11 protein-coding genes are annotated in these 13571 nt (G+C 48.6%); 9 read left to right on the forward strand and 2 right to left on the reverse strand.

Translation table 11 applies throughout. From position 1 onward, the window contains the following. Nucleotides 1–58: 58 nt before the first annotated feature. The 7 genes from ACSQ8P_RS04405 (at nucleotide 59) to ACSQ8P_RS04435 (ending at nucleotide 8601) form a co-directional block, all read left to right on the forward strand. A complete protein-coding gene (locus tag ACSQ8P_RS04405; protein WP_436234054.1) occupies nucleotides 59–1696 on the forward strand; it encodes an S-layer homology domain-containing protein in 1638 nt (545 codons plus the stop codon). 62 nt (nucleotides 1697–1758) lie between these two features. Next, nucleotides 1759–2667 (forward strand): DUF4430 domain-containing protein, encoded by a 909-nt coding sequence (locus ACSQ8P_RS04410; RefSeq protein WP_436234055.1) that lies wholly within the window; start codon nucleotides 1759–1761, stop codon nucleotides 2665–2667. Continuing rightward, nucleotides 2664–3557, forward strand: a complete 894-nt coding sequence (locus ACSQ8P_RS04415) for an energy-coupling factor transporter transmembrane component T (RefSeq protein ID WP_436234056.1) — start codon at nucleotides 2664–2666, stop codon at nucleotides 3555–3557. Before ACSQ8P_RS04410 ends, ACSQ8P_RS04415 begins: the two co-directional genes overlap by 4 nt. Next, entirely contained in the window at nucleotides 3530–5233 is a 1704-nt protein-coding gene (locus ACSQ8P_RS04420) for an ABC transporter ATP-binding protein (RefSeq protein WP_436234057.1), read from the forward strand. Before ACSQ8P_RS04415 ends, ACSQ8P_RS04420 begins: the two co-directional genes overlap by 28 nt. After that, a complete protein-coding gene (locus ACSQ8P_RS04425) occupies nucleotides 5200–5928 on the forward strand; it encodes an ECF transporter S component (RefSeq protein WP_436234058.1) in 729 nt (242 codons plus the stop codon). Before ACSQ8P_RS04420 ends, ACSQ8P_RS04425 begins: the two co-directional genes overlap by 34 nt. A gap of 414 nt (nucleotides 5929–6342) precedes the next feature. Continuing rightward, nucleotides 6343–7497 (forward strand): Gfo/Idh/MocA family protein, encoded by a 1155-nt coding sequence (locus ACSQ8P_RS04430; protein ID WP_436234059.1) that lies wholly within the window; start codon nucleotides 6343–6345, stop codon nucleotides 7495–7497. Nucleotides 7498–7518: 21 nt separating this feature from the next. After that, nucleotides 7519–8601 carry a Gfo/Idh/MocA family protein gene (locus ACSQ8P_RS04435; protein WP_436239453.1) on the forward strand — a complete coding sequence of 361 codons (1083 nt, stop codon included), beginning with the start codon at nucleotides 7519–7521 and terminating at the stop codon, nucleotides 8599–8601. On the opposite strand, the gene ACSQ8P_RS04440 is transcribed toward ACSQ8P_RS04435, so the two are convergent. Next, nucleotides 8585–9487 (reverse strand): helix-turn-helix domain-containing protein, encoded by a 903-nt coding sequence (locus ACSQ8P_RS04440; protein WP_436234060.1) that lies wholly within the window; start codon nucleotides 9485–9487, stop codon nucleotides 8585–8587. The genes ACSQ8P_RS04435 and ACSQ8P_RS04440 overlap by 17 nt on opposite strands. A gap of 253 nt (nucleotides 9488–9740) precedes the next feature. On the opposite strand from ACSQ8P_RS04440, the gene ACSQ8P_RS04445 reads away from it, so the two are divergent. Further along, a complete protein-coding gene (locus tag ACSQ8P_RS04445; RefSeq protein WP_436234061.1) occupies nucleotides 9741–11384 on the forward strand; it encodes a hypothetical protein in 1644 nt (547 codons plus the stop codon). Nucleotides 11385–11593: 209 nt separating this feature from the next. Here the strand turns inward: ACSQ8P_RS04445 and ACSQ8P_RS04450 are convergent, their stop codons facing one another. Further along, complete coding sequence (locus ACSQ8P_RS04450) at nucleotides 11594–12391, reverse strand: helix-turn-helix domain-containing protein (RefSeq protein WP_436234062.1); 798 nt, start codon at nucleotides 12389–12391, stop codon at nucleotides 11594–11596. A 231-nt stretch (nucleotides 12392–12622) separates the two neighbouring features. On the opposite strand from ACSQ8P_RS04450, the gene ACSQ8P_RS04455 reads away from it, so the two are divergent. Continuing rightward, on the forward strand, nucleotides 12623–13570 hold the full coding sequence (locus tag ACSQ8P_RS04455) for an N-acetylneuraminate lyase (protein WP_436234063.1): 948 nt from the start codon (nucleotides 12623–12625) through the stop codon (nucleotides 13568–13570). Nucleotide 13571 lies beyond the last annotated feature (1 nt).

Genomic DNA, 13571 nt, shown 5'->3' on the forward strand with positions numbered 1-13571 from the left:
GAAGAAGGGGAGAAATCCTCTTCTTTCCGCATTTAAGTATCGCTTGGAGTGATCGGAATTGAAGAGTTTTTGGAGAGTAAAGAGACTTGCAGGACTATTGGCCATGATAGCTATTGTTTTATGTGTGGCGGGTAAGACGCAAGCAGAGTCATTTCAGCGTGAAAACGTTGCTGAGGTAACCCCAGTTACGTACGCAGACGCGGACACAATCTCAACCTGGGCTCTCGACGCGATTAGCGAGGCCACACAAAAAGCTTTTGTCAGCGGCAGCTACGGGACATTTAATCCACAGGCTACGATTACTAGAGCTGAGTTCACGAAGATACTTGTAAGTGTCCTCGGGCTAGATGTGAATGCGGAGAAGGTCATAAGCTTCAAGGATGTTACACAGGATGATTGGTTCTACCCTTATGTGAATGCAGGTTACAAAGCTGGTTTCATCTCAGGCCATAGCCAAGATCAATTCCTTCCCAACGAGAAGCTGACTCGTGAACAAATGGCGGTCAATATGGTCAAAGCACTGGGGCTTCCCTCTGCTGGACAGTCGGATGCCATTATGGATGTGGACCAAGTCTCCGATTGGGCCAAAGCGGATGTGCAAACGATCCTGGCACGTGGGCTGATGTCGGGTTGGGATCAAGCATTCCATCCACGTGTTGAGGTGACGAGAGAAATGGCAACGGTTGTTGCCATGAGAGCTTATCACGATCAACATGATGCAGGGCAAGGAACCATTCAGCCGGATAGCTTGAAAAAGGCTGCGGTTGAGAAGCAAATTAATCAAACCGCTGCATTCCTGCAGCAAACGGTAACAGATCCTGTGATTGCTTCAGTCGGTGGGGATTGGACAGTAGTAGGACTGGCACGCTCTGGCGTTCCGGTTCCTGATGCCTACTATGCGAAATATTACGCGAATGTGGAAAAGATTTTGAAGGAAAAATCAGGAAAGCTTCATGCGGTCAAATATACCGAATATGATCGAGTCATCTTAGCGCTAACTTCGATTGGTCGTAGTGTTGATGACGTAGCTGGCTACAACCTAAGAGAATGGCTAGCTGATTACGAAACATTAATTAAGCAAGGAATCAATGGCCCTATCTTCGCGCTTATTGCACTAGATAGCAAAGCCTATGAAATCCCAATTGTTAATAGCGTTAAGAAACAGACAACGAGAGAGTTGTTGATCAATTTCATTTTGAACAGGGAAATAGCGGGCGGTGGATGGGCTCTAGGCGAGAACGCAGCAGAGTCTGACCCGGACATTACGGCGATGGCGATCCAAGGACTGGCGCCGTATTACCTAACAAATAAGAACGTGCAGGCGGCTATTGACCGCGCTCTTATCTGGTTATCTAAGGTTCAAACCGCTGATGGCGGGTATGCCAGCCAAGGGGCAACGAATTCAGAAAGCGTCGTACAAGTGATTGTAGCACTAACCAGCCTTGGGATTAATCCGCACACGGATGCGCGTTTTATCAAAAACGGCAGTTCGGCTATTGATGCTTTGTTAAGCTTCTCCTCCGGGAGCGGCGGCTTCTACCATGTGAAATCCGGCGGAGTTAATAATGGCGGCGGCAAACCTGGCGAAGTGGATCCGATGGCGACTGATCAGGCAATGTATGCACTTGTGGCGTACGACCGACTCATCAAAGGTCAAACTCGGTTATACGATATGACGGATGTAAACGTAGAATAAGAAGAAACGAGCAGGGGCATAGGAATGCCCTTGCTTTGTTAGTTAAGGATGTGAATAATCGCATGTCGATGAAGAAGTGGCTTATTGGGATAGGCATAGTTGGCGTGCTGGCTATTGCGTTCTTCTGGGGCGGGAATAGTCCGAAAAGCTCAGTGGTTCCCGAGTTAAGTAGCTCCGATGCTCATGCTTCAGTTAGCCCCTCTGCAACACCAACGGTTGTACCACCAACGGTTGCACCGAAGGAAATAGAGTCGACGATACCGGTTCAAGAAACGGTTAAGGAGTCAGAAGCCGACATTGCTAAGGCTGATAAGCCTACTGTTGAAGCAGTCACAAAGCCTGATCTGACTGAGCCTAAACCAACCGAGGCTGCAAAGAAACCAGCCTTTGAAACGACTGGTCCTGAACCATCGGTTGAAACAGCCAAGCCAACAGCCCTACCCTCCCAAGCTCCAGAACCAACGAAGGATCAATTCCTTACCGAGCCAGTACCTGAGGGCAAACCAAAACCTGTCGAGTGGCAGGATGTTACGATTAATAAGAAAAAAACGTTAACAGCTACGTTATCCGTAACTTGCAAGACGATTTTGAACCATATGAGCAGTTTCAATAAGGATAAGCTGGAAGTGCTGCCTGCTGACGGCATTATTTATAAGGCGCAAACGGTAACTTTTTTCGAGGGAGAATCGGTGTTCGATGTCCTGCTTAGAGAGATGAAGAAGAACAAAATTCATATGGAATTCGCCATGACACCGATTTATAACAGCAATTATATTGAGGGCATTAACAATTTATATGAGTTTGACTGCGGAGAGCTAAGCGGCTGGATGTATAAGGTGAACGGCTGGTTTCCCAATTATGGAGCAAGTCGGTTTCTGTTAAAAGACGGGGATGTCATCGACTGGGTATACACGTGTGATTTAGGGCGCGACGTAGGTGGAGGACAGGCTGGGGCAGGTGGAAGACAATGAGGCGAGATGCCTTTTCGACGTTTCACCCGTTAGTTAATTTGGTGTATTTCATAGCGGTACTCATCTGCAGCATGGTGTTCATGCACCCGATTTTTCAAGCGATTGCACTCGTGAGCAGCGCTCTCTATTCAGTTACGTTAAAAGGAAAAAATGCCGCCAAATTTAATACGCTTTATCTGATTCCGTTGCTCGTGCTGATGGCTGTGATAAACCCGGTTTTTAATCATGCAGGTGTGACGATTCTGTTCTACCTGAATAATGGAAATCCTATTACACTCGAATCCATGCTGTACGGTATCGCGGCGGCATGTATGTACGTAACGGTTATTGTGTGGTTTTCCTGCTACAACGCTGTGATGACATCAGATAAATTCATTTATTTGTTTGGCAAAATGATGCCAGCCCTGTCGCTGATTTTTTCTATGGTATTGCGATTTGTTCCGAGATATTTAACACAGTTAAAAGTAATTTCGAATGCACAACGGTGTATCGGCAGGGACGCTTCGCAGGGCAATATCGTGAATAGAGCTCGCAACGGGATCCGCATTCTTTCCATTATGACGACGTGGGCGCTGGAAAATGCGATTGAAACCGCCGACTCTATGAAGTCGAGGGGATACGGCTTGCCGGGCCGTACGAGCTTCTCTATGTTCCGATTTGATCGACGAGATCAATGGCTTAGCCTAATTATGATCGGACTTCTGATCGTTGTAGGCATAGGTGCTTGGAAGGGAGAAAATACGATACGCTACTTCCCATCGATTCGAGTTAACGACATATCGCCGCTAAGTGTGGCCGTGTATATGGCCTATGGCTCGTTGTGCCTACTGCCTGTGTTCATTCAAATTGTGGAGGGGTTCAAATGGCGATTTATTACATCAAGGATCTAAGCTTTGCCTTTCCTTTGCAACAGAAAGAAGCTTTGTCTGCGATTCAGCTTACGATACAGAGCGGGGAGTTCGTCACCATTTGCGGTAAATCAGGTTGTGGCAAGAGCACGTTGCTTAGACAGCTGAAGTCGGTGCTCACGCCGCACGGCGAACGGAGCGGGGATATCTATTTCCGGGGACAGGCGTTGAGCGAGGTAGATCAACGCACGCAAGCAGCAGAGATCGGATTCGTCTTGCAAAATCCAGATAATCAAATCGTAACGGATAAGGTGTGGCATGAGCTGGCTTTTGGGCTGGAGAGTTTAGGTTGCGATCAGCCGACAATTCGATTACGTGTAGCCGAAATGGCCAGCTTCTTTGGTATTCAGACGTGGTTTCACAAAAGTGTGAGCGAGCTTTCCGGCGGGCAGAAGCAGCTGCTGAATTTGGCATCTATCATGGCTATGCATCCCTCAGTGCTTATTCTGGATGAGCCTACTTCACAGCTGGATCCGATTGCTGCTGCGGATTTCCTAGAAACGATCAGCAAAATCAATCGAGAGCTAGGGACGACGATTGTGATGACAGAGCATCGGTTGGAGGAGGTTCTGCCGATCTCGGATCGGCTCATCGTATTGGATCAAGGGCGAGTCATTGCTGACGATACGCCAACGCAGGTAGGTGGGATTTTACGCAGGCTGGGGCATCCGATGTTTGCGGCTATGCCTACACCAATGCAAATTCATGCGGGAGTGGATCAGGAACTTCTGGAACAAACATGTCCGATCACCGTGAAAGAGGGGCGACAATGGCTCAGCGCCTACATGGCGGATAAGTCAGCTGCTCCCGAGTTGGATCTACCAATCAGCACCTCTGCCATTGCCAGCCAAAGTCCGCTTGCGATTCAATTCAAGGATGTGTGGTTCCGGCATGAACGAAATGGGCCTGATACGATCAAAGACCTCACGTTTGAAGTTCGAGAAGGTCAGTTTTACTGCCTAGTCGGAGGGAACGGGACAGGCAAAACAACGACCTTATCCCTCATCAGCGGCATCCTGCAGCCGTATCGGGGCAAAGTGCTGATCGGGGGTCATAACCCTGCTAAAATGAAGGCCAAGCAACTTTTCGTCAATCGATTAGGTGTTCTGCCGCAAAATCCAGCAACCTTATTTGTGAAAAAGACGGTGGAGCTGGATTTGTATGAAATGCTCTCAGACAGTCCATTCACGCAGGAAGAAAAGCGGCTCAAAGTGGAGGCTGTGGTCCAATTTGCTGAGCTTGAGACATTGCTCGGGATGCATCCCTATGATCTCAGCGGAGGAGAACAGCAGCGAGCGGCGCTTGCCAAGGTGCTCCTCCTAGAGCCGAAAATCCTTCTGCTAGACGAGCCGACGAAGGGGCTGGATGGCTTTTTCAAAGAAAAGCTTGGCGCATTTCTTAGAAAACTGCATAGCGACGGTGTAACCATCGTCATGGTTTCGCATGATATTGAATTTTGTGCGAAGTACGGCGAGGACTGTGCGATGTTTTTTGATGGCAGCATCATGACGTCGAAACCTGCGCACGCGTTTTTCGCGGGAAACAGTTTCTACACAACAGCAGCGAATCGCATGGCGCGCCATTTATGGCGTGAGGCAGTTACGATAGAGGATGTGGTGGAGTTATGCAAGAGCAGCACGCAGTTAGTAAACGTTTGAGTCGGCGAACAGTCCTCGCAGCATTGCTAATCCTCATCGTCATTCCCGCAACAATGCTGTTAGGGATTTTCGTGCTGGATGATCGCAAGTATTATTTTATTAGTCTTTTGATCGTACTATACACGATGATGCCATTTGCGATGGTGTTTGAAAATCGCAAGCCGCAGGCGAGAGAACTCATCGTGATTGCCGTTTTGGCTGCGATTGCGGTTGCTGGACGTGGAGCCTTCTTCATGCTGCCACAGTTCAAGCCAGTGGTTGCGATTGTGATTATAGCAGGTGTATGCTTTGGCGCTGAAGCGGGCTTTCTCGTTGGAGCGACGGCTGGCTTTGTGTCCAATTTCTTTTTTGGTCAGGGGCCGTGGACGCCGTGGCAAATGTTCTGTTTTGGCCTTATTGGCTTCGTGGCGGGCATCCTATTCAAGAAAGGACTGCTAAGGAAAACGAAGCTTTCCTTATGTGTTTTTGGGGGATTAGCGACGCTGATCATCTACGGGGGCATAATAAATCTGGGTTCGCTGCTGATGGTCACCCCAAGTTTTTCATGGGATGCGTTGCTCGCCATCTACATCTCAGGCTTCTGGTTTGATCTGGTGCATGCGATAGCGACAGTGTTCTTCCTGTTCTTGATCTCGGGTCCGATGATTGAGAAACTGGAGCGGATTAAAATCAAGTATGGACTAATGGATTCGTAAGTTAAGATCACACAGAGGCGATTTGTTTACAAGAGGGTAAGCCAGCTCGGATGAGCTGGTTTTTTTCTTTTGCACATTAAGCTTAAACCCAACCAAGTCCACCATCCTCACCCTCCACAAACACGCTTGGCTAAATTAACGGGATTTCCTCCATTTATTTGAAGTAAATTTCGCCTGCCTGATGGATTAACTGTAGTTAATACAGTTAAAGGTTAAACATTCACCTCATTCTGCGTTGGTCAGACGCAAACGTAAGTCTCACAGACTTTAGGCTCGGCATCGGTGTTTACTAAGCGTTAAGAAGGATTGCATACCAAAACCGCAAAGTAACGGTATTTTTGCACAAGATAGCGTCACAATTGTAACCGTATTCTTGGTATGCTTGGAGCAGCAAATGTCGGGGAGATGAATTGGATGCTAAAGGTAGCAATTATTGGAGCTGGTGCAATCTCGAAGGCGCATATTGAAGCGTATTTACAATTTCCGGAGCGTTGTAGAATCGTCGCGATTAGCGATATTTATGAGGATAAAGCGCAGGAGCGTATTAGTCAGTTTGAGCTAAAAGATGCGAGGGCTGTGAAGGACTACAAGGAGCTGCTGCAAGAGGACATTGATCTTGTCTCCATCTGTACACCGCCGTATACGCATGCTTCGCTTACAGTTGAGTTTCTGGAAGCAGGCGCGCATGTCATGGTGGAAAAACCGATGGCTTCCTCACTTGAGGAGTGCGACCTAATGAATGCGGCTGCGCAGCGGACGGGTAAACTTCTGTCTGTTGTGGCGCAGAACCGCTTCAAGACGCCGATGATGAAAATGAAATCCGTGCTGGAAAGCGGCCTCATGGGCAAAGTCGTCCATGTCCAAGTGGATTCCTTCTGGTGGCGCGGCCATTGCTACTATGATCTCTGGTGGCGCGGCACGTGGGAGAAGGAAGGTGGCGGTCCGACGCTGAACCATGCGGTGCATCATATCGATGCCCTGCTCTGGATGATGGGCAGCCCGACGGAAGTGCAAGCGTTCATGAGCAATGTGTCGCATGATAACGCTGAAGTTGAGGATCTTTCAATAGGAATGCTTCGCTTCGCCAATGGTTCCTTAGGTCAAATCACGAGCTCAGTCGTTCATCATGGCGAGGAACAGCAGTTGATTTTCCAAGGATCGAAGGCACGCGTATCTGCGCCATGGAAGGTGAAGGCGTCGAACTCGACGTCGAATGGTTTCCCAGAGCCGAACAAGGAGCTGGAGGAAGAGCTTGAAACGTTGTACAGCAGCTTGCCGGAAGTAAAGTATGAGGGTCATGCAGGTCAAATCGATAATGTGTTAACGGCGATTGAGACTGGTGCTCCTGTGCTGATCGATGGGATTAGCGGCCGTCAAACTTTGGAGCTGATCACGGGGATTTACAAATCAGCGAGCACAGGCGAGCTTGTGAAATTTCCACTTGGCGCGGAAGACGCATTCTATACGAGAAGCGGCGTGCAGGCGAATGCGACCCATTTTTATGAGAAGAACACGTCCATCGAAAATTTCGCGCCACAGACGATTACTACAGGAAGTTCATTTAAATAACAATAGAGGAGACAGACGATGATGCAAAAAAGTGATGGTATGAATTACGCTCCACAAGGGAGTTTTCAAACGGTATGTCAGCCAGGGGAGTTTATTTTCGCAGCGGCGGCGTTGGATCATGGTCATATATATGGGATGTGCAACGGTCTGCGGGAAGCAGGCGGGGAATTGAAATGGGTGTATGATCCGGACCCAGCCAAGGTGGACAAATTTCTGAGTACATACCCTGGCGTACGTGCGGCAAGCTCGCTAGAGGAAATTCTGCAGGATGCAGAAGTCAAGCTTGTGGCAGCTGCAGCGATTCCTTCCGATCGTGGTCCTCTCGGACTGCGCGTAATGGATAGCGGGAAGGATTACTTTACGGATAAAGCACCGTTTACGACACTTGCGCAGCTCGAAGCAGCTCGTGCCAAGGTAGCGGAAACTGGACAGAAATATGCGGTTTATTACAGCGAGCGTCTGCACGTGGAAAGCGCCATTTACGCGGGGCAACTAATTGAACAAGGCGCGATCGGTCGCGTTCATCAAGTGATTGGATTAGGGCCGCATCGCATTAGTTTGTCGAGTAGACCGGATTGGTTTTTTGAGAAGGAGAAATTTGGCGGCATTCTGTGTGACATTGGGAGTCATCAGATCGAGCAGTTCCTGTATTTTACGGGGGCAAAAGATGCGAAGGTTGTACACAGTAAAGTAGCAAACTACAATTATCCGCAGTATCCAAATTTTGAGGATTTTGGGGATGCTACGTTGGTCGGTGACAATGGTGCAACGGGCTATTTCCGAGTGGATTGGATGACGCCGGACGGCTTAAGTACATGGGGGGATGGCCGTATGACGATTCTGGGGAGTGATGGATATATTGAACTTCGCAAATATGTCGATATCGCCAGAGAACAGACGAGTAATCACGTGTACCTTGTGAATAAGGATGGAGAGCAGCATTTCGCCGTCAGCGGCCAAGTCGGTTATCCTTACTTTGGACAGTTGATCCTTGATTGCTTGAATCGTACGGAAGTCGCGATGACGCAGGAGCATACCTTTAAAGCAGCGGAGCTGTGCCTTATCGCACAGCGCGATGCGATGATGATTACGACAGGCGAGTAACCGATGCATTTGGCCGTTTCTGCCATTGCTTGCGATATTGATGTGGCGTCACGCCGATTTGGCTTTTGAACATTTTGCAAAAGTACGAGCAATTCGTCACACCTATCGCTTCGCCGATGCGAGCGACTGTCTGATCCGTCGATGTTAGCAGCTTTACCGCTTGCTGAAGCCGCCGTGCTGTCACATAATCAGAAATGCTGGTGCCGGTACACTCGGTGAACAGATGGGACAAGTGGTAAGGAGAGAGATGCAGATCAGCGGACATCGTCTCCAATCGCAGCGGCTCGGTATAATGCTCCTCCAGCCAGCTGAGGATACGCTCGGCTTGATGGGATTTACGTGTTGTGCCAGAGTGGATCTGACCTTCGCGCTGCTCCCACAAAGGCATGAAGCTGCGGAAGAAAGCGATTAGAAAGAGGGAATACTCTTCCAGCTCGTCTTGCTTGCCTAAAAAAGGAAGCTTCTTATTCAGGCTTTCGAAAAGCAGATGAAACTGGTCCGTCTCTCTTAGCTCGTAAAGGCAAGGAGCGTGCAGCTTGCTTGTATGCATATGTTTGAAAAAAGCCAACAATTTCGGCCATTGCTCGAAATAGGATTCGTATAGGGACGGCTCATAATGAACGATAGAGCGCACGAATGGCTTCTCGGGGTCCATTTGAATATGGTGCAGCTGATAGGGCTGAAAGACACATAGCATACCGGAAGTTACTTCATAGCTCTTCTGATCTACAATGAGCGTGCCATGGCCCTCGTGAACGATTAGGATTTCAATGCCTTGATGGGCGTGGAACGTACCCTGATACTGTTCGGTTCCGATCGTTTGTCGCTGATAGGTAAAATAAAGCGGGAAAATGTTCATACCGATATTATTCTGAACATAGGGCATCAGGGTCACTTCCTCTCCAAGGCGTGGGATAGTAGGCGCTCGCTACAGCCAAAGTATACAGGAATGAAGATTGAATCGGCAAGGTGACAACGATAATAGATCGAGAAAATAGCAGGAAGTCCCTTAACGCTAGCGTAATGCTGGCAGTTGAGGGCTTTTTGCATATGACGTAATTTCTCACTCCAACAATGTTTACATACAAGGTATAATCGAAAACAAAGGGTAGTCGCACATAAAAGGAGTTGGAAGAAGGATGGCACAGATCCAATTGAACGAGGAACAGACTTTCGCACTGCGGCACTATCTTACAGGGTGTGACGCTCGCTATGACGGGGATACGAGATTGCTTCGCAATTTCGCTCATAAATATGACACTCGCGCTAGCTCGCATTATGCGTTCGGACTTCTGCTGCGGGATCAAACAGGGGATGTGGAGCGGGCAAGCGACCTCATTAGCAGCATCATTCGCTTGCAATTGGATGCGCCAGAGGAAATTTACCACGGCACCTTCCGTCGCACAGACAAGGACCTGGATCCGCCGAACGGAAATTATCCTTGGCAACAGATGGATAAGCCGGGCTTCGCATTTTTCCTAGAAGAAACGTTGACACGTATTGGCGCTGAGCTGGAGAAGATGATGGGCCAGGGGGACGGTGTACAAGAGCAATTCCGGAATGCCGTAGATCGCGTGCTCCCTCGGGTATGGGCAAGCTATGATCCGAACTGGCGTGAGTTCATTGGCTGTTCGTTCGGAGCGATTCTGGCGCTGTTCGAGGAGAAGCTGTCTCCTGAGCTTGTAGCACAGATAGATGAGGCGATGGAGAAAACAGTGAGCGCCTCGATTGCTCGGCGTCTGTCTGATGCGATTCCGATGAATACGAATATTGAGGTCATGCATATATTCATCGTTGATTTCTTCGGGGATCGCTTTGGGCATGGGGCTTGGACCCAGCATGCGCAAAAGGAAATTCTCAAATTTCGGTCGCATTTTAGTGAGTTTGACTCTTTTGCGGAGTTTAATTCAACGACCTATTATGCGGTGGATTTGACGGCGTTGGGCCTATGGCGTGCATTCGGCAAATCGGCTGCTATGCATGAAGTCGGTAACCAAGTGCTGCAAGGGCTATGGGAAAATATTGCGTTATTTTATAACCCGAATCTCGAAAATCTGTCAGGTCCCTATACACGTGCCTATGAAATGGAAATGCTGCATCACAGCTCGTTAGGCGCGCATCTGTATCTCGCTCTGGGAGCGGGCTATGAGCATATGGTTGAAAATGGCGATGATGAGGAGCTGGATCCGTTATTGATTTATGTCAGTGGAGGAGCGCCTAGTCATGTACAGCCAAAGCTCGTTAAGCAAAGTGAATCGAGACAAGTGACGAAGCAATTCCGCGAGCTATGTGAGCGAAATAAGCCCGGAGAGAATACACCTCTCTGTACCGCTACGGCATGGATTACTGAGAGCTACATGATGGGCGGCCTGTCGGGAAGTGAGAACACAAGTGGTCAGTTGCATCCAGCTACCGTGCATTGGCATGGAGAAGACGGCGAGGTCTACTCGGTAAGGCTTGTGCGCCGTGAGGTGGGCGGTCACTGGAGTAAGCACATGAGAGGGATCAGGTATAATGCCAAGGCAGATCAGGATGGACTGCAAATTGATGTGCATTTTACGGCGGAGCAGCCGATTGAATTGCTATTCGAGTTCAGAGGATCCGGGCTGGATCCCGCAGGCTTGACGCCATCCTTGTGGAAACAACCAGGCATTGTCCTTGCTGTAGAAGCGGAAGCGCCGGAGCCATCCATCGCCACGCGGGAGGGGTATTTGGAGCTCGTCTATATGTATGTGCCAGGCGAAGCAAATCGGATGCACTTTACGATTCGCCATGCCGGGTAGGCATCGTGATGCTCGCTGGGTTAAAGTCAGATACGTTAAGTTACGGAACCAGGTTCCGTAACTTAACGTGGCGTAGAAATACTGCGTAAGAAGTCCAAGACATCTGTCTTGGGCTTTTTTACGTTCTAATCCATTTCTAATTTAGGAATGTCCAGAGTGCAGCGTGTTCCTCGTTTCATTTTATACCCCTCACTCCGCTTCCTCATTTATTACTTCCGCTTCCGATACTCGCTCGGTGTCAGCCCTTTAATACGCAAGAACGTACGTGAGAACGTGGGATAAGAGGAAAATCCCGATTCATACGCTACTTGTGAGATGGGGAGATCAGAGGAAATCAATAGGCTGCAAGCATGACGAATGCGAAGCTCGTGGAGAAAATCGACAAAATGGATGCCAAAGGATTCCCCGAAATGCGTACTCAGCTGAGTCGGGTGAATGTGAAACCTTTCGGCTAGTGACGTTAAGGATAAAGGCTCCAAGTAATGGTCGTATACGTACTGTACAATGGACCAAATACTTTTCGAAGAAACAGAAGTCTGCTTCTCAGACCGTGTTGTTTCGTGGCTATCTCTGCTTCGGACAAATAACGACAAGGCTTCCAGCAACAGAGCTTTGAGCATGATGGGCTTCCAGGGTAACGACGAATTGTGTTCCTTGTATATCCGTTCCCACAGTCGTAGGCATTCCTCGTAAGCTTCGCCCTGTAATTGAATATAAGCGGGTTGAGAGCTGCCGAGGCCGAGGAACAGATCATGCAAACCCCAAGCGGATTCGGGTCCAGCAGTAATTAGTTTCATGTCAAAATTGCAAATGTACATCAACAGTTTCTCGTCAATGTCGGCTCGGTACTCGTGAATCTGATACGGAAGCAACAAAACAATCGTACCAGGACGCATATCATGCTCGATGCCGTTTATCCGTTCTTTGCCTTTGCCTGCAAGTACCAGCGAAAACTCAATAAAATCGTGACGATGGGAGGGGACCGAGGTGTACCACTTCTTTTTCATATGAAAAGGAAAATCAGAGTCGATATTGGGGTATTCGAAAAGGTATTGTGGGTACATGATGTTTCGACTTCACCTCCAGACCTTTGTAGCTCTATTATAGCTGTTCCGATTTCGTAAAGAAATGAAAGGATTTATAAAAAAATGAAATATGAGCAGCTATCCTTCGAGCTACAATACAGGCATTACTTAACTAAATTGTGCGCAAGCAGCGCAAAGGAGTGAACGAACAACATGAACAAGACAATCACAAATCGCGATGCGTTTCGCGGCATTTTTACAGCACTACTGACTCCGATGTTTGAGAACGGTGACATTGATTTTCAGTCTCTGGACCGTCTGGTTGAGCATCAAATCGGACAAGGTATCCAAGGATTTTACGTAGGTGGAAGTACGGGTGAAGGATTTATTTTGACTACTGAAGAGCGCCAACAGGTGTTGGAAGCGGTTGTTAAGGCAGCGGCAGGACGCGTCACCATCATTGCACATGTGGGTAACATCAGTACAAGAGAATCGATCAAGCTGGCTAAGCATGCTGAACGCCAAGGCGTTCATGCCGTGTCTGCGGTCGTTCCGTTTTATTATAAAGTTTCGATGAAAGAAATACGCGAGCATTATGAAGCGATTATGGCAGCAGTGTCACTGCCGATGATTGTGTATCACTTCCCTGGTGCGACGGGCGTTAACTTATCAATGGACTTCTACGAAGAGATGAGTCGCAACCCGCAATGCATTGGCGTTAAATTTACATCGCTGAATCTGTTTGAAATGCAGCAAATTCGCGCGAGATGCGGGCAAGACTTCCTCATCTATAACGGACACGATGAAGTATATACCGGCGGTGCATACGCGGGTGCGGATGGAGCCATCGGCAGTACGTTCAATATGATGCCTGCTTTATTTGCAGGGATGTTCGAGATCATCTCGTCGGAGGAGCGTCCGGCTATGGCTTCTTTGCATTCGATGCAAGCGGAAGCGAATGACTTAATCGCACATATGATTCAGTTCGATGTGATCGCCTATGAGAAATATATGTTATATCTCCAAGGCGTCTTCACGACACCGACCGTCCGGCAGCCTTTGAAACAATTTACGACGGAAGAGCGTGAACGGATGGAGTCCTATTACGCGCAGAGCGACGTATTGCGTCGTCACCGACTCGTTGCGAGCGCCGAGCGTTAGG

Source organism: Paenibacillus sp. LjRoot153, from assembly GCF_964253085.1.
In the GTDB taxonomy this organism is placed as follows: Bacteria; Bacillota; Bacilli; order Paenibacillales; family NBRC-103111; genus Paenibacillus_E.

Excerpts from the sequence above, each read along its gene's own strand:
- ACSQ8P_RS04410 (WP_436234055.1), top strand. The coding sequence starts at position 1,759 with ATGTCGATGAAGAAGTGGCTTATTGGGATAGGCATAGTTGGCGTGCTG.
- ACSQ8P_RS04415 (WP_436234056.1), top strand. The coding sequence starts at position 2,664 with ATGAGGCGAGATGCCTTTTCGACGTTTCACCCGTTAGTTAATTTGGTG.
- ACSQ8P_RS04420 (WP_436234057.1), top strand. The coding sequence starts at position 3,530 with ATGGCGATTTATTACATCAAGGATCTAAGCTTTGCCTTTCCTTTGCAA.
- ACSQ8P_RS04425 (WP_436234058.1), top strand. The coding sequence starts at position 5,200 with ATGCAAGAGCAGCACGCAGTTAGTAAACGTTTGAGTCGGCGAACAGTC.
- ACSQ8P_RS04430 (WP_436234059.1), top strand. The coding sequence starts at position 6,343 with ATGCTAAAGGTAGCAATTATTGGAGCTGGTGCAATCTCGAAGGCGCAT.
- ACSQ8P_RS04435 (WP_436239453.1), top strand. The coding sequence starts at position 7,519 with ATGCAAAAAAGTGATGGTATGAATTACGCTCCACAAGGGAGTTTTCAA.
- ACSQ8P_RS04440 (WP_436234060.1), bottom strand. The coding sequence starts at position 9,487 with ATGCCCTATGTTCAGAATAATATCGGTATGAACATTTTCCCGCTTTAT.
- ACSQ8P_RS04445 (WP_436234061.1), top strand. The coding sequence starts at position 9,741 with ATGGCACAGATCCAATTGAACGAGGAACAGACTTTCGCACTGCGGCAC.
- ACSQ8P_RS04450 (WP_436234062.1), bottom strand. The coding sequence starts at position 12,391 with ATGAAAAAGAAGTGGTACACCTCGGTCCCCTCCCATCGTCACGATTTT.
- ACSQ8P_RS04455 (WP_436234063.1), top strand. The coding sequence starts at position 12,623 with ATGAACAAGACAATCACAAATCGCGATGCGTTTCGCGGCATTTTTACA.